Annotated in this window: 19 protein-coding genes and 2 tRNA genes; 8 read left to right on the top strand and 13 right to left on the bottom strand. The window is 67.2% G+C overall.

The genetic code is table 11. The features are described 5' to 3' along the window. The first annotated feature begins 245 nt into the window (after positions 1-245). Entirely contained in the window at positions 246-1,115 is an 870-nt protein-coding gene (mmuM, locus tag A5781_RS21620) for a homocysteine S-methyltransferase (RefSeq protein ID WP_197504009.1), read from the top strand. A gap of 9 nt (positions 1,116-1,124) precedes the next feature. On the opposite strand, the gene clpP2 is transcribed toward mmuM, so the two are convergent. The 4 genes from clpP2 to A5781_RS21600 all read right to left on the bottom strand — a co-directional run bounded on the left by clpP2 (position 1,125) and on the right by A5781_RS21600 (position 4,011). Beyond that, positions 1,125-1,769, bottom strand: coding sequence for an ATP-dependent CLP protease proteolytic subunit ClpP2 (gene clpP2 / locus A5781_RS21615; protein ID WP_067211546.1), 645 nt, complete (start codon positions 1,767-1,769; stop codon positions 1,125-1,127). Beyond that, positions 1,766-2,356 carry an ATP-dependent CLP protease proteolytic subunit ClpP1 gene (clpP1, locus tag A5781_RS21610; protein WP_067211543.1) on the bottom strand — a complete coding sequence of 197 codons (591 nt, stop codon included), beginning with the start codon at positions 2,354-2,356 and terminating at the stop codon, positions 1,766-1,768. The genes clpP2 and clpP1 overlap by 4 nt, the downstream gene beginning before the upstream one ends. A 126-nt stretch (positions 2,357-2,482) precedes the next feature. Next, a complete protein-coding gene (gene tig, locus A5781_RS21605) occupies positions 2,483-3,868 on the bottom strand; it encodes a trigger factor (RefSeq protein ID WP_067211540.1) in 1,386 nt (461 codons plus the stop codon). Positions 3,869-3,934: 66 nt separating this feature from the next. Beyond that, a tRNA-Pro gene (locus tag A5781_RS21600) sits at positions 3,935-4,011 on the bottom strand. Between the two features lie 148 nt (positions 4,012-4,159). On the opposite strand from A5781_RS21600, the gene A5781_RS21595 reads away from it, so the two are divergent. Together A5781_RS21595 and A5781_RS21590 are read left to right on the top strand one after the other, a co-directional pair. Further along, positions 4,160-4,230: transfer RNA gene (locus tag A5781_RS21595), tRNA-Gly, on the top strand. A gap of 32 nt (positions 4,231-4,262) precedes the next feature. Further along, positions 4,263-5,441: a serine hydrolase domain-containing protein gene (locus tag A5781_RS21590; protein WP_067211537.1), complete on the top strand. Its 1,179-nt coding sequence runs from the start codon at positions 4,263-4,265 to the stop codon at positions 5,439-5,441. Positions 5,442-5,463: 22 nt separating this feature from the next. On the opposite strand, the gene A5781_RS21585 is transcribed toward A5781_RS21590, so the two are convergent. From A5781_RS21585 to A5781_RS21575, 3 genes are read right to left on the bottom strand one after another with little or no spacing between them, the layout of a single operon-like run. Then, a complete protein-coding gene (locus A5781_RS21585) occupies positions 5,464-6,264 on the bottom strand; it encodes an Fpg/Nei family DNA glycosylase (RefSeq protein ID WP_067211533.1) in 801 nt (266 codons plus the stop codon). A gap of 7 nt (positions 6,265-6,271) precedes the next feature. Beyond that, positions 6,272-6,751: a ribose-5-phosphate isomerase gene (locus tag A5781_RS21580; protein ID WP_067211530.1), complete on the bottom strand. Its 480-nt coding sequence runs from the start codon at positions 6,749-6,751 to the stop codon at positions 6,272-6,274. A gap of 27 nt (positions 6,752-6,778) precedes the next feature. Further along, the gene (locus A5781_RS21575) at positions 6,779-7,402 is read right to left on the bottom strand and encodes an Rv2466c family mycothiol-dependent reductase (RefSeq protein WP_067211527.1); all 624 of its coding nucleotides are present in this window, start codon (positions 7,400-7,402) and stop codon (positions 6,779-6,781) included. A 105-nt stretch (positions 7,403-7,507) separates the two neighbouring features. Here A5781_RS21575 and pepN point away from each other — a divergent pair, with 105 nt between their 5' ends. Then, entirely contained in the window at positions 7,508-10,084 is a 2,577-nt protein-coding gene (pepN, locus tag A5781_RS21570) for an aminopeptidase N (RefSeq protein WP_067211523.1), read from the top strand. A 107-nt stretch (positions 10,085-10,191) separates the two neighbouring features. On the opposite strand, the gene A5781_RS21565 is transcribed toward pepN, so the two are convergent. From A5781_RS21565 to A5781_RS21555, 3 genes are all read right to left on the bottom strand, one after another. Continuing rightward, entirely contained in the window at positions 10,192-10,659 is a 468-nt protein-coding gene (locus tag A5781_RS21565) for a DUF5130 domain-containing protein (protein ID WP_067211520.1), read from the bottom strand. Then, the gene (locus A5781_RS21560; RefSeq protein ID WP_067211628.1) at positions 10,646-10,873 is read right to left on the bottom strand and encodes a hypothetical protein; all 228 of its coding nucleotides are present in this window, start codon (positions 10,871-10,873) and stop codon (positions 10,646-10,648) included. Before A5781_RS21560 ends, A5781_RS21565 begins: the two co-directional genes overlap by 14 nt. 75 nt (positions 10,874-10,948) lie before the next feature. After that, positions 10,949-11,596, bottom strand: coding sequence for an HNH endonuclease (locus A5781_RS21555; RefSeq protein WP_066958390.1), 648 nt, complete (start codon positions 11,594-11,596; stop codon positions 10,949-10,951). Between the two features lie 142 nt (positions 11,597-11,738). On the opposite strand from A5781_RS21555, the gene A5781_RS21550 reads away from it, so the two are divergent. From A5781_RS21550 to A5781_RS21535, 4 genes are all read left to right on the top strand, one after another. Then, on the top strand, positions 11,739-12,134 hold the full coding sequence (locus tag A5781_RS21550; RefSeq protein WP_067211623.1) for a globin: 396 nt from the start codon (positions 11,739-11,741) through the stop codon (positions 12,132-12,134). A gap of 29 nt (positions 12,135-12,163) precedes the next feature. Continuing rightward, a complete protein-coding gene (locus A5781_RS21545) occupies positions 12,164-13,732 on the top strand; it encodes a glycoside hydrolase family 13 protein (protein WP_082939467.1) in 1,569 nt (522 codons plus the stop codon). 178 nt (positions 13,733-13,910) lie between these two features. Beyond that, positions 13,911-14,531: a DUF5134 domain-containing protein gene (locus tag A5781_RS21540; protein ID WP_082939466.1), complete on the top strand. Its 621-nt coding sequence runs from the start codon at positions 13,911-13,913 to the stop codon at positions 14,529-14,531. 96 nt (positions 14,532-14,627) lie between these two features. Further along, a complete protein-coding gene (locus tag A5781_RS21535; protein ID WP_067211618.1) occupies positions 14,628-15,641 on the top strand; it encodes an FAD/NAD(P)-binding protein in 1,014 nt (337 codons plus the stop codon). Between the two features lie 55 nt (positions 15,642-15,696). Here A5781_RS21535 and A5781_RS21530 read toward each other — a convergent pair whose 3' ends face one another. Genes A5781_RS21530 through A5781_RS21520 form a run of 3 tightly spaced genes read right to left on the bottom strand, consistent with a single transcriptional unit; the run spans position 15,697 to position 21,607 of the window. Continuing rightward, a complete protein-coding gene (locus A5781_RS21530) occupies positions 15,697-16,368 on the bottom strand; it encodes a hypothetical protein (protein ID WP_067211508.1) in 672 nt (223 codons plus the stop codon). After that, positions 16,356-16,769, bottom strand: a complete 414-nt coding sequence (locus A5781_RS21525; protein ID WP_055400158.1) for a thioesterase family protein — start codon at positions 16,767-16,769, stop codon at positions 16,356-16,358. The genes A5781_RS21530 and A5781_RS21525 overlap by 13 nt, the downstream gene beginning before the upstream one ends. Further along, a complete protein-coding gene (locus A5781_RS21520; protein WP_067211504.1) occupies positions 16,766-21,607 on the bottom strand; it encodes an NAD-glutamate dehydrogenase in 4,842 nt (1,613 codons plus the stop codon). Before A5781_RS21520 ends, A5781_RS21525 begins: the two co-directional genes overlap by 4 nt. Positions 21,608-21,695: the final 88 nt, after the last annotated feature.

Genomic DNA, 21,695 nt, shown 5'->3' with positions numbered 1-21,695 from the left:
CGGGCCCGACGCGACCATTAAGGCCGAATCGCGTCGGTGGTATTCATGCTGTCCGTCTGCATGAAACATATAGCCAGACGGCGCCCGTCACTCGCGAAAGACGCGCTTTGCGTGTCTTTGGCGTGTCGCGGTCGTTACCCAACCGAGGCTGGTGCGTCGACCGATCCCCACTTCCGCTGGAGATGCCGACCCCGGAAGAGCATGGGCAGATCCCCAAGAAATCACCCTACAGTGGCCGGGTGGAATTGGCTCTGAACAGCGGGGCGGTCCTGATCAACGATGGCGGCCTGGCCACCGAGCTCCAAGCGCGCGGGCATGACCTCTCCGACCCGCTGTGGTCGGCGAGGTTACTGGCGGACGACCCGCACGAAATCGTCTCCATTCACGACGCGTTTTATCGCGCCGGTGCCGCGATCGCGACGACAGCGAGCTACCAGGCGTCGTTCGAGGGCTTCGCTTCCCGCGGGATCGACCGAGCAGAAGCCGACGTGCTGCTACGCCGCAGCGTCCAACTTGCGAAGACCGCGCGTGACCACGCGGGCGGGCTCGTCGCCGCCTCGGTCGGCCCGTACGGCGCCGCATTGGCCGACGGATCGGAATACCGCGGACGCTACGGCCTATCCGTGGCGGCTTTGCGGAGATGGCACCGACCCCGGCTCGAGATCCTGGCCGACGCCGGCGCCGACGTGCTGGCGTGCGAGACCGTGCCCGACATCGACGAGGCCGAGGCGCTGGTCGATCTGGTCGGTTCGGTCGGCGTGCCGGCCTGGCTCAGCTACACCATCGACGGCAGCAGAACCCGGGCCGGGCAACCGCTGGCCGAGGCGTTCGCCGTCGCCGCCGGGGTGCGCGACATTGTCGCGATTGGGGTCAATTGCTGTGCACCCGAGGACGTGCTGCCGGCGATCGAGATCGCCTCGGCAACCGGCAAGCCGGTGATCGTTTACCCCAACAGCGGCGAGCGCTGGGACGGCCGGGGCTGGGCGGGGCCGCGTTCGTTCTCCGCGCGGCTGGCCACGCAGTGGGTCGCGGCGGGCGCGCGCATCGTCGGTGGCTGCTGCCGGGTGGGGCCGGCCGACATCGCCGACGTCGCGGCCGCCCTGCTCCCGACGTGACCGACAGACCTACGCGTTCTGCGCGGAGAGCTTCCGGTACTCCAGGACGGTGTCGATGATCCCGTAGTCCTTCGCCTCTTCGGCGGTCAGGATCTTGTCCCGGTCGGTGTCCTTGCGGACCGTCGCGGCGTCCCTGCCGGTGTGGCGGGCCAGCGTGGTCTCCATCAGCGTGCGCATCCGCTCGATCTCGGCGGCCTGGATCTCCAGATCGGAGAACTGGCCCTGGATCACGCCCTGAAGCGACGGCTGGTGGATCAGCACCCGCGCGTTGGGCAGCGCCATCCGCTTGCCGGGAGTTCCCGCGGCCAGCAACACCGCCGCGGCAGAGGCGGCCTGGCCCAGGCACACCGTCTGAATGTCGGCGCGCACGTACTGCATGGTGTCGTAAATCGCCATCAGCGAGGTGAATCCGCCGCCGGGCGAGTTGATGTACATGGTGATGTCGCGGTCGGGGTCCAGCGACTCCAACACCAGCAGCTGCGCCATGATGTCGTTCGCCGAAGCGTCGTCCACCTGGACGCCGAGGAAGATGATGCGCTCTTCGAACAGCTTGTTGTAGGGATTCGACTCCTTGACACCGAAGCTCGAGTGCTCGATGAACGACGGCAGGATGTAGCGCGCCTGCGGCTGGATCTGAGGGTGCTGAGTACTCACTGGGCTTCTCCGTTGGTGATGTGGGCGGCGCGCGTGATGATGTGGTCGACGAACCCGTATTCCAGTGCTTCCGGGGCGGTGAACCAGCGGTCACGATCGGAATCGGCCTCGATGCGTTCGATCGACTGCCCGGTGAATTCCGCGTTCAGCCGGAACATCTCCTTCTTGATGACGTGGAACTGCTCGGCCTGGATGGCGATGTCGGCCGCGCTGCCCGTCACCCCGCCGAGCGGCTGGTGCATCAGGATGCGCGCGTGGGGCAGCGCGTAGCGCTTGCCCTTGGTGCCGGCCGCGAGCAGGAACTCGCCCATCGAGGCCGCCATGCCCATCGCGTAGGTGGCGATGTCGCAGGGCGCCAGCACCATGGTGTCGTAGATGGCCATGCCGGCGCTGATCGATCCGCCCGGGGAGTTGATGTACAGCGAGATGTCCTTGTCGCCATCCTCGGCGGCGAGCAGCAGGATCTGCGCGCACAGCCGGTTGGCGACCTCGTCGTTCACCTCCGAACCCAGGAAGATGATGCGCTCGGAGAGCAAGCGCTCATAGACCGAGTCCGTGAGGTTGAGCCCTTGCGAGGGCGAACGCATGTCAGACACGACTGGGTTACCTGCTTTCTCGAGTTCTTCTATGCACCGACACTAACCAACCGAGCCCACTCTTTCGCGGCCACGCTCCCCCTCAATTGGGCGCTTTCGCTCACAGCGTCAAACCGGTCACTCCGTTTCGTCGCCGGGGGCCTCAGCTTCGTCGGCGTCTTCGGCTTCCTCGGCCTCGTCCGAACGCTTGCCGAAGAACTCACTGGTGTCGATCGCGTTCCCGTCGGTATCGGTGACCGTCGCCGCCCGCACCACCTCGGCGATGGCCAGCCCGCGTCGCACGTCGGCGAACATGGCCGGCAGCTGGTTGTTCTCCTGCAGGTAACCCAACAGCTGCTGCGGCTCGATGCCGTATTGCCGCGACGTCGCGACCAGTCGTTCGGTCAAGTCGTCCTGGCCGACCTGGACCTCCAGCTCATCGGCCAGGGCATCCAGCAACAGCTGCCTCTTGACGTCCGTCTCCGCCGCGGCGCGCGTCTCGGTCTCGAACTCTTCGCGTGTCTTTCCCTGCCCGGCGAGTGCCTCTTCGAGCTTGGCTTCGTCGTGGTCGAGGCTGTGCAGCGCGTCGTGAAGCGAGCTGTCGACCTGCGCCTTGACGATCGCTTCCGGCAGCGGCACGTCGACCTGTTCGAGCAGCGTGTCCAGCGCTGCGTTACGAATCTGGTCGGCCTGCTGGGCGCGCTTGACCCGCCCCACCTGGTCGCGCAGGCTCGACCGCAGCTCCTCGATGGTGTCGAACTCGCTGGCCAATTGGGCGAACTCGTCATCGGGCTCGGGGAGCTCGCGTTGCTTGATCGACTTGACCGTGACCGTCACCTGCGCGTCCTGCCCGGCGTGTTCACCGGCCGCCATCTGGGCGGTGAACTCCCGGGACTCATCGACGGACAGACCGACCAGGGCGTCGTCGAGGCCGGCGATGAGCCGGCCCGACCCGACCTCGTGGGACAGTCCCTCCGCGGCGGCCCCCGGCACCTCTTCGCCGTTGATGGTGGCCGACAGATCGATGGAGACGAAGTCGCCGGTGGCCACCGGTCGGTCGACGCCGGTCAGGGTGCCGAACCGGGCGCGCAGCGACTGCAATTCGGCGTCAACGTCCTCGTCGCTGACATCGATCGGGTCCACCGAGATCTTCAGCGCGCCGAGGTCCGGCAGCTCGATCTTGGGCCGGACGTCGACCTCGGCGGTGAACGCCAGCTCTTCGCCGTACTCCTTCTTGGTGACCTCGATCTCGGGCTGGCCGAGGGGCTGCACTTCCGAATCGACGACCGCCTGCCCGTACCGCGCGGGCAGCGCCTCGTTGACGACCTGGTCGAGCAACGCCTCCCGGCCGAACCGGGCCTCCAGCAACTTCGCCGGCGCCTTACCGGGCCGGAAGCCGGGAAGCCGCACCTGCTTGGCCAGCTCCCGGTAGGCGCGCTGGAAATCGGGCTCGAGTTCGGAGAACGGCACCTCCACATTGATGCGGACCCGGGTGGGGCTCAACTGCTCGACAGTGCTCTTCACGGGGGTGCTCCTCGGTGGTCGTTCCTGGCGTTCGGTGGGCCGTGTGCATGCGGCACGGGGTCGTGCTGGTCGGGGTGACAGGATTTGAACCTGCGGCCTTCCGCTCCCAAAGCGGATGCGCTACCAAGCTGCGCTACACCCCGCGCTGACCTCGATGATCCTAAGGCCCCTCACGTCCGGGTTGGCCACGGGCTTCGCGGCGACCTCGCGGACCCTCACGGAGCGATCACAAGACCGCGTCGATTAGATTTGATCTTCGTCGACAGCTACAGTCACGCTCGACTAGCACATGCGGGCGTAGCTCAATGGTAGAGCCCTAGTCTTCCAAACTAGCTACGCGGGTTCGATTCCCGTCGCCCGCTCGGGGTAAGGATCTGCTCCATAGAAAGGCGCCATGAGCGACGTCGAAATCCATGGCTCATGCGCGTCGGACTTCGTCGGAGTGCGCGACGCGTTCGAGCGCAACTTCGCGCTGGGCGATGAAGTTGGCGCGGCCGTCGCAGCCTGGGTGGACGGGTCTCTCGTCGTCAATCTCTGGGGCGGCTGGGGCGACGCCGCCCGTACCCGGCCCTGGCAGCAGAACACCCTGACCACGGTGTTGTCCGGCACCAAAGGCCTGTCGGCCACCTGTATTCACCAGCTGGCCGACCGCGGCGAACTGGACCTGCAGGCCCCGGTGGCCCGTTACTGGCCCGAGTTCGCGCAGGCGGGCAAACAAGACATCACGCTGGCGATGGTGATGAGCCACCGGTCCGGCGTGATCGGCCCGCGCACCCGGATGCGCTGGGAAGACGTTGCCGACTGGGACTTCGTCTGCGCACAGCTGGCCGCCGCCGAACCTTACTGGGAGCCGGGCACCGCCCAGGGCTACCACATGACCACCTTCGGATTCATCCTCGGCGAGGTGTTCCGCCGGGTCACGGGCCGGACGATCGGTCAGTACCTGCGCACCGAGATCGCCGAACCGTTCGGCGCCGACGTCCACATCGGGCTGTCCCTGGCCGAACAACGCCGCTGCGCCGAGCGGGTCAACAAGCCACACGCCCGCGACCTGCTGGCCGACGCGCACGCGCCCGGCTACCCGGCCAGCCTGGCCGAGCACCCCAAGGCGGGGTTGTCGATCTCCATGGGGTTCGCCCCCGACGACGAGCTGGGCTCCCACGACCTGCAGCTGTGGCGCCAACTCGAGTTCCCCGGCACGAACGGGCAGGTGTCGGCCCTGGGATTGGCGACGTTCTACAACGCGCTCGCCCAGGAGAAGGTGCTCAGCCGCGAGCACATGGACCTGGTGCGGGAGTGCCAGGGCGGCCTCGAGACCGACTTGGTGCTGGGGCCGCGGGTCGCCGATCACGGCTGGGGTTTGGGCTACATGCTCAACCAGCGGTGCGTCAACGGGCCCAACCCGCGGATCTTCGGTCACGGTGGCCTGGGCGGCTCCTTCGGGTTCGTCGATCTCGAACACCGGATCGGCTACGCGTACGTGATGAACCGCTTCGACGCCACCAAGGCCAACGCGGACCCGCGCAGCCTCGCCCTCAGCAACCAGGTTTACGCCGCGCTGGGCGTCACCTAGCTCGCCGCACGGGCGCGGCGGGTCATTTCTGACAGCTGGGGCACCAGAACACGTTTCGCCCCTCCAGCACGGCCGTGCGGATCGAATCTCCGCAGACCCGGCAGGCCTCGCCGGCGCGCCGGTAGACATACGTCCGGGGCCGCCCGGCCCGGTACGACGGCGCTCCGTGGTCGTGCTCGGGCCGCACCACGATGATCTTGCCGCGGCGCAAGCCGACCTTCATCAGCGCCACCAGATCGGTCCAGGCCGCATCGAACTCAGCCTCGCCGATATCCCGGCCGGGACGGAACGGGTCGATGCGGTGGCGGTAGAGCAGTTCGTTGCGGTAGACGTTGCCCACGCCGGCGATGATGGTCTGATCCATCAGCAGTGCGCCAATGGGTCTGCGGGACTTTGTGATTCGGTTCCATGCCCAGGACGGATCGGCGTCGTTACGCAGCGGATCGGGACCGAGCTTGGCCAGCACGTCGGAAACCTGGCCCTCGTCGATCACCTCGCAGACCGTGGGGCCCCGCAAGTCGGTGCCGTAGTCGGCGCCGACCATGCGCATCCGCACCTGCCCGACCGGTTCGGGAAGGACCGCGTCCGCGCGTGGCCATTCGGTGAAGGCACCGTAGAGGCCCAGGTGCACGTGCACGATCGGTCCGCCGTCGTAGTGGTGGAACAGGTGTTTGCCCCAGACGCTGGTGCGGCGCAACACGCGGCCGTCCACCACGGCCGAATCGGCGAAGCGGCCCTGCGGGCTCGACACCGCGACGGGCGCCCCACCGAAGCGGCGCTGATGCAGCCGGGCCAGCCGGTGCAGGGTATGCCCTTCGGGCATGGGCGTCTCAGCCCTGCGCGCCGGGCACCGGCGGCGCCTGGTGAGTGCGCTCGTACTCGGCGAGGATGTCGATACGCCGTTGGTGGCGTTCGGCTTTCGACCATTGCGCACCCAGGAAGGCGTCCACGATGGCCAGAGCCTCGGGGACGGTGTGCATGCGACCGCCGATCCCGATCAACTGGGCGTTGTTGTGCTCGCGGGCCAGGGTCGCCGTCTCGACGCTCCACCCGAGCGCGCAACGGGCTCCCGGCACCTTGTTGGCCGCGATCTGTTCGCCGTTGCCCGAACCGCCCAGCACGATGCCCAGGCTGCCGGGGTCCGCCACCGTGCGCGTCGCGGCCGCGATGCAGAACGCCGGGTAGTCGTCCTCGGCGTCATAGGTGAAGGCGCCGCAATCGATCGGCTCGTGCCCGGACACTTTGAGGTGCTCGATGATCTGCTGCTTGAGCTCGAATCCGGCGTGGTCAGAGCCGAGGTAGACGCGCATGCCCGCAATCCTTACACGGGCCGCTCATCAGTCGAATTCGGGCTTCTCGGTGCGAGTCCGCTTGAGCTCGAAGAAGTGCGGGTAGGACGCGAAGGTCACCGACGCGTCCCATAGCTTGCCGGCCTCCTCGCCGCGGGGAATCTTCGAGAGCACCGGCCCAAAGAACGCCACACCGTTGACGTGAATGGTCGGCGTGCCGACGTCGTCGCCGACGGCGTCCATGCCGGCGTGGTGGCTCTTGCGCAGCGCGTCATCGTAGGCCTCGCTGGTCGCGGCCTCCGCGAGTTCGGCGGGCAGGCCGGCGTCGGCCAGCGACAACTTGATGACCTCCTCGAGATTCTTGTTGTCCTCGTTGTGAATCCGGGTGCCCATCGCGGTGTACAGCGGGTCGAGGACCGCGGCCCCGTGGGCCTGCTCGGCGGCGATCGCCACGCGCACCGGCCCCCAGGCGTGCTTCATCATCTCGCGATACTTGTCGGGCAGGCCTTCGCGGTTCTCGTTGAGGATCGCCAGGCTCATGACGTGGAAGTGCACGTCGATGTCGCGGACCTTCTCCACCTCGAGGATCCAGCGCGAAGTGATCCAGCACCACGGACACAGCGGATCGAACCAGAAGTCGGCTTGGTCTTTCTCGGCAGCCTTCTCAGCCATAGCGCAGTCCTCTCGTCGGTCGGTACACCGTTCAGCACAACCGTAGGCGCCGCGCCCCTGTTCCCGCACCGACCGAGATGCGGGCCGGGCACGTAAGTTGGACGCGTGGCCCTTCCTAATCTCACCCGGGACCAGGCCGTCGAACGCGCCTCCCTGATCACCGTCGACAGCTACCAGATCGACCTCGATGTCACCGATGGCTCCGACGCACCCGGCGAACGGACGTTCCGGTCCACCACCACGGTGGTGTTCGACGCGCTTCCCGGCGCCGACTCGTACATCGACCTCGCCGCCGCGACGGTGCGCGGCGCCAGCCTCAACGGCCACGACCTGGATGTGTCCGGCTACGACGAATCGACGGGCATCGCGTTGCGCGGTCTCGAGAAACACAACGTCCTCGTGGTCGACGCGGACTGCCGCTACTCCAACACCGGCGAGGGACTGCATCGCTTCGTCGACCCGGTCGACAACGAGACCTACCTGTACTCGCAATTCGAAACCGCCGACGCCAAGCGCATGTTCGCCTGCTTCGACCAACCCGACCTCAAAGCGACGTTCGGCCTGCGGGTGACGGCGCCCAAACACTGGAAAGTGGTCTCCAACGGCGCGACGGTGTCCATCGAAGACGGCGTGCACGTCTTCGCCACCACCCCGCGGATGAGCACCTATCTGGTGGCCCTCATCGCCGGCCCGTACGCCGAGTGGAAGGACAGCTACACCGACGAACACGGCGAGATCCCGTTGGGCATCTTCTGCCGGGAATCGTTGGCGCGCCACATGGACGCCGAGCGGCTGTTCACCCAGACCAAGCAGGGATTCGGCTTCTACCACAAGAACTTTGGGATGCCCTACGCGTTCGGAAAATACGACCAGCTGTTCGTGCCCGAATTCAACGCCGGCGCAATGGAAAACGCGGGCGCGGTGACCTTCCTGGAGGACTACGTCTTTCGCAGCAAGGTCACCCGGGCCTCCTACGAGCGGCGCGCCGAAACCGTGCTGCACGAGATGGCGCACATGTGGTTCGGCGACCTCGTCACCATGACCTGGTGGGACGACCTGTGGCTCAATGAGTCGTTCGCGACGTTCGCGTCGGTGCTGTGCCAGGCGGAGGCCACCGAATTCACCGAAGCCTGGACGACTTTCGCGACCGTCGAGAAGTCGTGGGCGTACCGTCAGGACCAACTGCCGTCCACGCACCCGATCGCCGCGGACATCCCCGACCTCGCCGCGGTCGAGGTGAACTTCGACGGCATCACCTACGCCAAGGGCGCCTCCGTCCTCAAGCAGCTGGTCGCCTACGTCGGGCTGGAGCATTTCCTGGCCGGGCTGCGCGACTACTTCCGCAGCCATGCGTTCGGCAACGCGACCTTCGACGACCTGGTCGCCGCGCTGGAGAAGGCGTCGGGCCGGGACCTGTCCGACTGGGGCCAGCAGTGGTTGAAGACGACCGGTTTGAACACGCTGCGGCCGGATTTCGACGTCGACGCAGACGGCCGGTTCACCCGGTTCGCCGTGACACAGAGTGGCGCCGCCCCGGGGGCAGGTGAAACCCGAGTGCACCGGCTGGCGATCGGGATTTACGACGATGACGGCGCCGGCAAGCTGGTGCGGGTCCGGCGCGAAGAACTCGACGTCGAGGGTCTCGTCACGGAAGTGCCTGCCCTCGTTGGTGTTTCGCGCGGTCAGCTGGTGCTGGTCAACGACGACGATCTGACGTATTGCTCACTGCGGCTGGACGGCGAGTCGCTTCGTACGGCGCTGCAGCGGATCGCCGACATCGCCGAGCCACTCCCGCGCTCCCTGGTGTGGTCGGCGGCGTGGGAGATGACGCGCGAGGCCGAACTGCGCGCCCGCGACTTCGTGGCGCTGGTCTCGGGCGGGGTGCACGCCGAAACCGAGGTCGGGGTGGCGCAGCGGCTGCTGCTGCAGGCGCAGACGGCGCTGGGCTCCTACGCCGAGCCGGGTTGGGCGCGCGAGCATGGGTGGCCGCAGTTCGCCGATCGGCTGCTGGAGCTGGCGCGCGCCGCCGACCCCGGCTCCGATCACCAGCTCGCCTTCGTCAACACCTTGTGTTCGTCGGTGCTGTCGACCCGGCACGTCGTGGTGCTGGCGGACCTGCTCGACCACGACCCGGCCGAGTTGGGGTTGGCCGGCCTCGAGATCGACACCGACCTGCGGTGGCGCGTCGTGACCGCGCTCGCCGGCGCCGGGGAAATCGACGCGGACGGGCCCGCCACGCCCTTCATCGACGCGGAGGTGCAGCGCGATCCGACCGCCGCCGGCAAGCGGCAAGGCGCCCAGGCGGCGACGGCGCGGCCGCAGCCTCGGGTCAAAGAGGACGCCTGGACAACGGTGATCGAGGACGACACCCTGGCAAACATCACCGCCCGCAGCATCATCGCCGGCTTCGCCCCGGCCGGACAGCATGACTTGCTCACGCCGTTCACCGACCGCTATTTCGAGGCGATACCCGGCGTGTGGGCGCGGCGGTCGAGCGAAGTCGCGCAAACGGTGGTGATCGGCCTGTACCCGCACTGGAACATCAGTGCGGCCGGCATCGCGGCCGCCGACAAGTTCCTGTCCGCCCCGGAGGTGGCGCCGGCGTTGCGGCGGCTGGTGCTGGAGGGCCAGGCCGGGGTGAAGCGGGCCTTGCGGGCCCGCACGTTCGACGCGGCCGATTAGGCCGACGGTGGCGACCCGCAGCGCCCGGCTACGCCGCGCTCGCGATCGCCACTAGAACCGACGGTGGCGACCCGCAGCGCCCGGCTACGCCGCGCTCGCGATCGCCACTAAGCCGGGGAGATGCCCGCGCTGAGGACGCGGATCGCGCTGACCAGTCCGTCCACCAGGTCGCCCCGCTCGAACGCCGACGATGCGGCGGCGACGCCCAGCGGCGCGGACGACTCGGCGCCGCGGCCGCGGACCTGGGAGCCGTACACCACCTCGATGACCTTCTGGTCGGGCGAGACCGCCAGCAGCACCGCGTTGTCCGGCGTGGGCACCTTGGCCAGGATCTCGCGAGCCCGGGCGGCGGTGTCGCCGCCCAGGTCACCGAGGTAGACGGCGAAGCGTGCCTTCGATGCCCGGGAACCGAACTTCAGCGCGTCGTCGATGGCGACGAGGTCCTGGGTCGGGAACGGGAAATGAACGGAGAGCTCGCCGGGCTCGGTGACTCCGGAGAGCCGTCCGCTGGTGGTGATCACCCACCCGTTGGGCAGCTCGCCGGGCTCGATCGTCGCCACATCACCATGTGCCACTGGCGCCACCTCCAACTGAGAACTCGTGTCCGCCGTGCCCGCCGTGGGTCTGGCCGACGTCTTCGTCCGTGGCCGCCCACAGGATCGGCGGATGCGTCCACTTCTCGCCCAACTTGTAGGTCGCCGGGTGCGGTCCCTTGTGCGACCAGATCAGCACCGCCAGCACGGCCACCAGCAGCAACGGTATCCCGATGAAGAACAGGTGAATCTGCAAAAGGCTCACGACGAAACCGTATCCCACGCGGTTCCGTCGGCACACCCGGACACAGGGTGTCGAGCGATCCGGGCGCTATGCCGCGCCTTCGCCGAGGTAGCGCGCCCAGGCCGGGTCGAGCTCTTTGACCGTCGACAGCAGCCGCCAGTGCTGGCCCGTCGGTGGCAGCGGAGTCCGGCGCAGCACCCAGCCCAGTTCGGTGAGCAGTTTGTCGCCCTTGCGGTGGTTGCACGTCGAGCAGCACGCGACGCAGTTCTCCCACGAGTGGTCGCCGCCGCGGCTGCGTGGCACCACGTGGTCGACGGTGTCGGCCTTCGCCCCGCAATACGCGCAGGAGAATCGATCCCGGTGCATCAGCGCTGCCCGGGTCATCGGGACGCGGGCCCGGTACGGGACTCGGACATAAGTCCGCAGCTGAATCACCGAGGGCACCATGATCGAGCTGGTGGCCGAGTGGATCACCGGTCCGGCCGGGTCGTGGTGGACCACGTCGGCCTTCCCGCAGATGACCATCACGATGGCCCGCCGCATCGGCAGCGCAGTCAGCGGCTCGTAAGTCGAATTCAGCAGCAGCACCCGCCGGCGACTCCACAGGGACGCGCTGTCTTGGCGGGTGGGGGGATGGGTGTCGACGCTATGCAGGCATGACGCGGTCGGGGGCCCGGTTAACCCTGCCGCGGCACCAGAACTGCGGTGGCTGCGGCGTCTCTTGCCCTGCGCCATAGATCCTCCGCGGATAGTCCACCATGATTCGCCGCCAATCGCACCCCTATTGCAGGTGAACGGCATGTCGTCCGGGTGAATAGCGGTTGTGCCCTCGGCCCGGCTCAGGCCGCTGCGGCCTCGATGGACCACAATGGAGGCGATGGATGCCGAGCCACAGTCCTTCTATGACGCCGTCGGCGGTGCCGAAACCTTTCATGCGATCGTGTCCCGCTTTTATGCCCAGGTCGCCGAGGACGAAATTTTGCGCCAGCTCTACCCCGAAGACGATTTGGCGGGCGCCGAGGAACGGTTGCGCATGTTCCTCGAGCAGTATTGGGGCGGCCCCCGCACCTACTCCGACCGGCGGGGTCATCCGCGGCTGCGGATGCGCCACGTCCCGTTCCGGATCACTCCCATCGAGCGCGACGCCTGGCTGCGCTGCATGCACATCGCCGTCGCCTCGATCGACTCTCAGACCCTCGACGACGAGCACCGACGTCAGTTGCTCGATTACCTTGAGATGGCCGCCCACTCGCTGGTCAATGCGGCGCTGTGATGTCGGCCCACGAAACTGAGCGGGGTGGGATGAACTCCTCCAAGCCGTGGTGGTCAAGCGCGGTCTTTTATCAGGTGTATCCGCGGTCGTTCGCCGACAGCAACGGCGACGGCGTCGGCGATCTGGACGGCCTGACGGCCCGGCTGGACCACCTGGAACGACTCGGTGTCGACGCGATCTGGCTCAACCCGGTCACCGTCTCGCCGATGGCCGACCACGGCTACGACGTGGCGGATCCCCGTGACATCGACCCGCTGTTCGGCGGGATGGCGGCGTTCGAGCGGCTGGTGGCGGCCGCGCACGAACGGGGCATCAAGATCACCATGGACGTGGTGCCGAACCACAGCAGTTCGGCGCACCCCTGGTTCCAGGCCGCGCTGGCGGCCGGTCCGGGCACCGAAGCACGGGACCGCTATTTCTTCCGCGACGGGCACGGCGCCCACGGCGAGCTGCCGCCGAACAACTGGAAGTCGGTGTTCGGTGGGCCCGCCTGGACCAGGGTGGTCGAACCGGACGGCAATCCCGGCCAGTGGTACCTGCACCTCTTCGACGCCGAACAGCCGGACTTGAACTGGGAGCAACCGGAGATCTTCGACGACTTCGAGAAGACGCTGCGCTTCTGGCTTGAGCGCGGCGTCGACGGGTTCCGCATCGACGTGGCGCACGGCATGGCGAAACCGCCGGGCCTGCCGGACGCGCGGGGCGACAGCAGGGTGTTGCACCACAACGACGACGACCCGCGCTTCAATCACCCGAGCGTGCACGAGATCCACCGCGGCATTCGGTCTGTCGTCGACGACTATCCCGGGGCGGTGACCGTCGGCGAGGTGTGGGTGACCGACAACATGCGCTGGGCGGAGTATCTGCGGCCCGACGAACTCCACCTCGGCTTCAATTTCCGGTTGGCGCAGATCGATTTCGACGCGGCCGAGATTCACGACGCGATCGAAAACTCGTTGGCGGCCACGGCAATTGAGAACGCAACACCCACGTGGACGTTGTCCAACCACGACGTGGGCCGCGAGGTCACCCGCTACGGCGGCGGTGAGATCGGGCTGCGCCGGGCGCGCGCCATGGCGATGGTGATGCTGGCGCTGCCGGGGGCGGTGTTCGTCTACAACGGCGAAGAGCTCGGGCTGCCGGACGTGGAACTGCCCGACGAGGTGCTGCAGGACCCGACGTGGGAACGCTCCGGGCATACCGAGCGCGGCCGGGACAAGTGCCGGGTCCCGATCCCATGGTCGGGCAAGGCTCCCCCGTTCGGGTTCTCTTCATCGCCCGACACGTGGCTTCCGATGCCGCAGGACTGGGCGGCACTGACCGTCGAGAGGCAGCTCGCGGACCCCGAGTCGACCTTCGCGTTCTTCCAGCACGTCATCGAAGTGCGCAAGGAGCGCACCGAATTCGACGGCGAGGAGATCGATTGGTTGGCCGCGCCCCGCCATGCGCTGATCTTCCGGCGCCGCGGCGGCGGGGCGGTGTGCGCAGTGAATGCCGGCCGCCGGCCGATCCCCCTGCCGCCCGGAGAGCTCATCGTCGCCAGCGCCCCGCTGGTCGACGGCAAACTCGCGCCGGACGCCGCGGCCTGGCTGGCCTGAACGGCAGACCCCAAAGGCGTGACCGAGCAGTCGGTTTCGCAATGCGGTTGGCCGCTTGCCCGGGGTGTCGCTTAGGGAGCGATACCCTGCGGGGGTACTGTCGTGCGATGACAGAGATTGGAGCCGGCTTTGCGCCTTGAGCTGATGCCGGGCGAGCCCACCGGCGAAAGGCGGGTTGGTGGATAACACGTTGCGGTGGGTGGTGACGGCGCTGTTCGCCGTCAGCTTCGCAGCCTACGCGTATTTTCTTGTCGCCCAACGCCGCTGCTGGACGGGCATGGTCAGCCAGCTGCTACACCTGGCGATGTCGGCCGTGATGATCTTGATGGCATGGGGCATGGGAATGACCCTGCCAACCGTCGCGGCGACGATGTGCTTCCTGCTGGGTGGGGCCTGGTTTGCCGGCATTGCCGGCCATGCGCCCTGGGCCGTCGATGGCCGGCTGACGAACTACTACTACGCCGCGATGATGGTGGCGATGGCCTGGATGTACGGGGCGATGAACGGCAGCCTGCCGGGCAGGTCAGGCCACCCCGGCGGCGACGCGATGGACATGACCATGCCGGGGCGGCAGCACGCGGGACACCACATGCCCGAGGCCGCCCCGGACTGGGTCACCATGGTGAACTGGACCGCGGCCCTCGGGTTCGCCGCGGTGGCGATCTATTGGGCGTACCGCTGGGTGGCGCGGCACTGGACGAACCTGATGCCGCGCGCCGTTCGGCTCACGCACGCGCAACTCGTGACTCAAACGGTCACCGCCGCCGGCACGGCGCTGATGTTCGCCGACATCGTGTGAGCGGATTTTGCGGTCGGCTGGTGCGGCCGACCTTGCGACTCAGCGTTTGGCCTGTCGCTCCTCTATACCTAGTACATGGCGACCTACGCGTGGACAGTGATCGGAGCCGGACCCGCCGGAATTGCTGCGGTCGGCAGGCTGCTCGATCAGGGCGTACCGCCTGACAAAATCGCCTGGATCGATCCCGCCTTCGCCGCGGGAGACCTGGGCGGTAAGTGGCGGTCGGTGTCCAGCAACACCATTGCCGGGACGTTCATGAGTTTCCTGAACGGCTCTGCGGCCTTTCGGTTCTCCCAAGCCCCGCCATTGCCGCTGGCCGAAGTGGACCCGGAGGAGACCTGCGCCCTTGCCCTGGTCGCCGACCCATTGGTGTGGGTCACCGCGCAACTGCGCGAACGGGTACACACCTTCCAGACAACGGCCACCACCCTGTCCCTGCAGCGACGGCACTGGCGGATCGAAACGCAGGATCCGGAATTGGCCTCGGACAACGTGATCCTCGCCATTGGCGCGGCCCCCAAGAGGCTCGACTATCCCCTCGACGAGATTCCGGTCGAGGTCGCCCTCGATGCCGACAAGCTCGCCGAGGTGCCGCTGGAGGGCGCGACGGTTGGCGTCTTCGGCTCGTCGCACTCGTCGATGATCGCATTACCGCACCTGCTGCGGATGCCCGTCGGCAGGGTGATCAACTTTTACCGCAGTCCGCTCAAATACGCTGTCTACCTGGATGCTTGGATCCTATTCGATGATACCGGCCTCAAGGGTCGGGCCGCCGAGTGGGCCCGCGAGAACATCGACGGCGTGTACCCGGAACGGTTGGAGAGGTGCTGGGTTGCCGCCCCGGACTTCGAAGAGAAGATCGCCGAGTGCGACCACGTCATCTACACCGTCGGTTTCGAGCAGCGGAAGCTGCCCGAGACGCCCCAGTGGGGCCCGCTGCAATACAACCGGATGAACGGAATCCTTGCCCCCGGCCTGTTCGGGCTGGGCATCGCCTTCCCGGAGTACGCCGAAGATCCATACGGCTACGGGCAATACCGCGTGGGCCTCAAGAAGTTCATGGACTACCTGGACTCAGTTCTTCCGCTGTGGATGGTCTACAGTACGTGACGACTCGCCCCGCATGCCGGGGTTTGACTCAAGATGATTCGGAACGTGATACGAGTCAGCGCAGCAGCAGCGCCGGGTCGCCGCGGCGCCGGTACACAGAGCCGAACCGGGCGTCGATGCGCAACCAGGTCGGCAGTATCCGGACCCTGATCATTTCGTCGGCGCCGACGGCATCCGGCGACTGCGGTAGGAAACCCATTGCGGTCAAGGCGAACACACACCGCATGGGTACGCCCACACTCGCATCGGAGAAACTCACCTGGATGACTTCCTGGTCGAGCAGGGATACGGGAGGGCCGTGAGAACTGCTGTGTTCCTTGGCAAGTTGTGCGCCGCGCTGCGCCAGGTCGAGCATCACCCGGGCGGGTATGTCCTCGAGATGGGTGAAGCCGGCATCCGGGGGCAACGCACCCCGCCACGCGGAGTCCATCGCGAAGCCGGGATCGACGAAGCCCGAGTCGTCCATCGCGGCCAGGCCGCGTGCCAGGGCGTCCGCGCCCACCGACAGATCCTCGGGTCGCACCTCGCCACTCACCACCCGACTGGCCAAGACGTCGAAACCCGTTGCCACCCAAGCCGTCAGCAGACCGGCCGATCGAGTGCGGAGCCGAATCACCGCCGCGTCGTCGAGGCGCAGCGCGTAATCGACGAACGCTGCCAGATCCCTGCGCTGGGCGGCCCGGTCCGATGGCCCCAGCCAGAGCCCGCGGTCAACTACCGAATCCACCGTTGCAGGTACTCCCGATGGTGTGGGGAGAGCCGCACCAAGCGCTCCTCCTCGATGTGGACCGCCGCCAGTTGCGATTCGGCGATGACGGCTGGCTTAGACTCGGGATCGGCGCTGACCGAGCGCACTTCGTAGCCCAGCGTAAAGTCCACCGCCCGCAACCGCTTGGTCCACATCGTCACCTGCAGCGGCGAATCGACTAGCCGCAGTTGACCTTTGTAGGTCACCTTGACTTCGGCGATTAGCAGCCCGATGGTCAAGATATCGACCTCGAATGCTTCGCGCAGGAACTGGACCCGGGCCTCCTCCAGAATCGTGACCATGGTGGCGTGGTTGACGTGCTGATACATGTCGATGTCCGACCAGCGCACCGGCACGGGGGCGACGAAGCCGACGCTCAACTTGAGGATCCTCTTCCGCTGGTGCGGGTCATGCGCCGGATCTGACGCGCGGCCACCGACAGCGTCGCGAGATCCTTCTCCCCGCTTTCCTGAATTTCGATGAGGGTGCGGCGGGCCCGCTCCACCCGTGATGCGGACAGGTGTTCCCACTCGGCGATCTTCTCCTCGCCGCTTTCGTTCGGCTCGCCCACGGCGAGCACATCGAAGCACAACGATCGCAGCGAAGCGTAGATGTCGTCGCGAATCGCCAAGCGCGCCAGGGAATGCCAGCGGTCATTGCGGGGCAGTTCGGATACCGCGGTCAGCAGGCCGTCGGTGCCCAGCCGGTCCATCAGCGCGAAATGGGTATCCGCGACCTCGGCGGCGTCGATGTCGTTGATGTCGCCGATGTCGATGATGTCCAGCAAACTGAAGCGGTACAGACCGGCGGCGATCATGTACGCCAGGTCGTCGGGTGTACCTTGCGAAGAGAATTCGGCGGCTTCCTTCTCGACGATCGCCTTGTCGTCGCCGCGCAGCCACTCCGACATCCGCGGAGTCAGGTCTTTGACCTTCGCGGCGAACCGGTTGATCTCCGCACCGACGGCCAGCGGCTGCGGACGGTAGTTGAGCAGCCAGCGGCCGGCGCGGTCGATCAACCGTCGGGTGTCGAGTGTGAGCCGGTCCGACAGCGCGACCGGCAGATTCGCCGCGCGGATCCGCCGCCAAATCTCCCCCACGCCGAAGATTGCGTCGGTGGCGACGTACGTCCGCACCGCGTCGACGGGCCCGACCCCGACATCCTCGGTGATCCGGAACGCGTAGCTGATGCCGGCGGTGTCGACCAGGTCGTTGATCAGCATGGTGGTGACGATCTCACGGCGCAACTGGTGGGTGCGGATCTCCGCGCTGAACCGTTCCTGCAACGGCGTCGGAAAGTATTGCGGCAACCGGGATGCAAACACGTCCTGCTCGGTCAGTTCGGTGTTCAGCATCTCCTCTTTGAGCCCGAGTTTGACGTGCGCCATCAGGGTGCACAGCTCGGGCGACGTCAGGCCGATGCCGGCCTCACACCGCCGGTCGATCTCCTTTTCCGACGGCAGGGCTTCCAATTCGCGGTTGAGCCCCCGCTCGTCGACGAGGTACTGAATCTGCCTGCCGTGCACCGGCAGCAGGCTGGCCGCGTTGGCGCGGCTGGTGCCGATCAGGTCGTTCTGATCCTCGTTGTCGGTGAGCACCAGTTGCGCGACCTCGTCGGTCATCGACTCCAGCAACTCTTTGCGCTCGTCGGGGTCGACCCTGCCGGCGGTGACCAGCGAGTCGATCAGGATCTTGATGTTCACCTCATGGTCCGAACAGTCCACGCCGGCGGAGTTGTCCATCGCGTCGGTGTTGATGCGCCCACCCGACAGATCGAACTCGACCCGGCCCAGGGCGGTCACCCCCAGGTTCCCGCCCTCGCCGATCACCTTGGCGCGCACCTGACTTGCGTTGACCCGCACCGGATCGTTGGCGCGATCGCCGACGTCGGCGTCGGACTCGGACTCGGACTTGATGTAGGTGCCGATGCCGCCGTTGAACAGCAGATCGACCGGCGCCTGCAAGATCGCCTTGATCAGGTTGGGCGGGGTCATCTCGGTGATCTCGCCGTCGATGCCCAACGCGTCGCGCACCTGCGGGCTGACGGGGATGGATTTGTGCTCACGGCTGTACACGCCGCCGCCCTCGCTGATCAACGACTTGTCGTAGTCCTCCCAGCTGGACCGCGGCAGGTCGAACATCCGCCGGCGTTCCTCCCACGAGGCCGCGGGGGCGGGGTCGGGGTCGAGGAACACGTGCCGGTGATCGAAGGCGGCGATCAACCTGATGTGCTTGGACAGCAGCATGCCGTTGCCGAACACGTCGCCGCTCATGTCGCCGATGCCCACCACCGTGAAGTCCTCGGCCTGGGTGTCGACGCCCATCTCCCGGAAGTGTCGTTTGACGGCCTCCCACGCGCCCTTGGCCGTGATGCCCATCGCCTTGTGGTCGTAGCCCACCGATCCGCCGGACGCGAAGGCGTCACCCAACCAGAATCCGTAGGACTTCGCCACGTCGTTGGCGATGTCGGAGAAGGTCGCGGTGCCCTTGTCCGCAGCCACCACCAGGTAGGCGTCGTCACCGTCGCGCCGTATCACCTCGGGCGGCGGGCTGACCTTTCTCGTTGCGTGATCGACGTTGTCGGTCACGTCGAGCAGGCCCGAGATGAAGAGTTGATAGCAGGCGACGCCCTCGGCGCGGGTGGCGTCGCGGTCCTCCGCCTGATCGCCGGTCGCCAGCGGCGGCCGCTTGACGACGAATCCGCCCTTGGCCCCGACCGGCACGATGACGGCGTTCTTCACCGCCTGCGCCTTGACCAGGCCGAGAATCTCGGTGCGGAAATCGTCGCGGCGGTCCGACCAGCGCAGCCCGCCGCGGGCCACCGGGCCGAACCGCAGGTGCACACCTTCGACGCGGGGCGAATAGACGAAGATCTCGTACTTGGGACGCGGCAGCGGTAGCTCGTCGATGAGCTGCGCATTGAGCTTGAGCGCCAAGATATTTCGGGCGCGGGCCGAACCCTCGCGCGTCACAAAGTAATTGGTGCGCAACGTCGCCTGAACCAGTGATGCGAACGCCCGCAGGATGCGGTCGGTGTCCAGGCTCATCAGCGCGTCGATGTCGGCGGCTACCGCGGCCGCCGCCGCTTGTGCGTCACGGTGGGTTGACGCGCCCGACGGCCGGGGATCGAAAAGCGCCTCGAACAGGGCGACCAGCGACCGCGCGGTGGACGGGTGCTCGTTCAGCACCGACTCGATGTAGGACTGGCTGTACGGAAAACCCGCCTGCCGTAAGTATTTCGCGTAAGCGCGCAGCAGCACGACCTGCTGCCAGGTCAGCCGGGCACGCATGACCAGCTCGTTGAACCGGTCGATCTCGACGCGACCTTGCCAGATCGCGGTGACCGCATCGGCGAACCGCTGCGCGGTCGCGTCGCGGTCCGCCGTGGTCGTCGCCGGCGCGATCGTCGGGTGCGTCGAAATCTTGAATTGGTAGATCCACACCGGCAGCCCGTCCGGGCGGGTGACGGTGAACGGTCGCTCCTCGAGCACCACCACGCCCATGCTCTGCAGCATGGGCAGCAGCTGGCTCAGCGAGGCGGTGCGCCCGCCCAGAAACCAGGTCAGCTGGGCGGCCCCGGCCTCGCCTCGCTCGGAGAACACCAGCTTGACCGAATTATCATGCAGCCCTTCGATGATGGCGATGTGCTCGATGGCATCGGCCGGGGTGACGGCTTGTTTGTAGGCCTCGGAGAAAGCGGTGCCGTAGTGCTCGGCATCGGCCTGTTCGACGGAGCCTTCCGCGGCCGCCCCGATCAACCGGTCGGTCCAGGTCCGCGCGGCCTCGCTCAGCAATCCCTGGATGCGGACCCGGTTGTCTTCGGAGACGTCGACCGGCGCCGCATCTTCCGGCAACCGGACCATGAAATGCATGAGGGCCCAGGGCGATTCGCTGACACGAGCGGTGAATTCCAGCCGCGTGCCACCGAACTCGCGGACCAGAATGTCCTCAATTTGCAGCCGCACCTGCGTGGTGTAGCGATCGCGGGGCAGGTAGACCAGGCACGAGACGAAGTATTGGAGCCGATCGGCGCGCAGGAACAACAACGCCCGCCGTTGGGATCCCAGATCCACCACCGCTTTGGCCATCGTCAAGAGCCGTTCGGCGCTCAACGTGAACAGCTCTGAGCGCGGGACAGTTTGAATGACGTCGAGCAGCAGCTGGCCGGGGTGGATCGGGTCGCTGTCGGCCAAGGCGAGCGCGCCGCGAACTCGGGTCGAGATCGTCGGGATTTCCAGAACGTCCGCGTTCATGGCGGCGACGGTGAAGAGCCCGACGAAGCGGTGCTCGACAACGCCGTCGTCGCCGCCGACATTTTCCCGCACCGCAACGGCGTACGGGTAGGCGCCGTAGCGCAGGTAGCTGCCGACGACCGATTGCGCCAACACCAGCAATTTGTCGTCATCCGTCAGCCGAGGGCGGGAACCGGTGCGGGAGCGCAGGACGCCCAGCCCGGGTGACCCGTCGCCGGAGACGAAACGGTCGTGCACGCGGCAACGTTGGTAGCCGAGCAGCAGGAAGTTACCGTTGCCCAGCCAGCGCAGCAGCGCCGCGACATCGGCGCGGTCGGGGGCCGAGAAGTGGCCCTGCGCGTTGGTTTCCACTTCCGCGGCGAGGCCGCTCAGGGTGGCGATCAACGCGCCCGCGTCGCTGGCGACCTGTTGCACGTCGGACAGGACCTTGGGCAACAGCCGTTTGACTTCGGCGAGGCCCTTGCTGTCGACCGAGGGCAGCAGTTGCACGTGTATCCACGCCTCGCCCACGTACTGCGGGGCGCCGGGCGGTTTCGATTCGACGCTGACCAGGTCGCCCGCGGGGTTGCGGTGCACCTCGAACACCGGCGTCATGATGGCCGCGTAGGGCACACCGAGCCGGTGCAGCAGGACCGTGACGGAGTCCAACAGCATGCCGCCGTGGTCGGTGACGACTTGTAGCGCGGGCCCGAATCCGGCCGGGTCGTCCGCGGGGTAGACCGCGACCCGACTTTGGCCGGCGGGACGGTGCTGGCCGAGCCGATAGTGCGCGCCGAGCATGGCGGGGGTCACGATGGCGGTCGGGACGGTCAGGTCGATTGTGCCGGATTCCGCCCCGAGCTCGTCGCCGTGCGGGCCGCGATAGCTCTCGATATAGGCCTTCGCGATCCACTCGGGAATGTCCTGTTGCCGGGTGAAGGCGGTCCACGGCTTGAGCGCCTGCTTGGCTCCGGGATCGATCGTCATGCCGATGGCTCCCAACTCGTGACGAACGCCACTGCGCTCAACCGCCCACTCTCCCCCCGCAAGCGGGGTGCACCCGCCGCGACCGTCT

Origin of the sequence: Mycobacterium sp. 852002-30065_SCH5024008 (genome assembly GCF_001665645.1) — a bacterium.
GTDB lineage: Bacteria > Actinomycetota > Actinomycetes > Mycobacteriales > Mycobacteriaceae > Mycobacterium > Mycobacterium paraffinicum.
The sequence above is the reverse complement of the archived record's forward strand: the minus strand, read 5'-3'. Positions and strand labels throughout refer to the sequence as shown.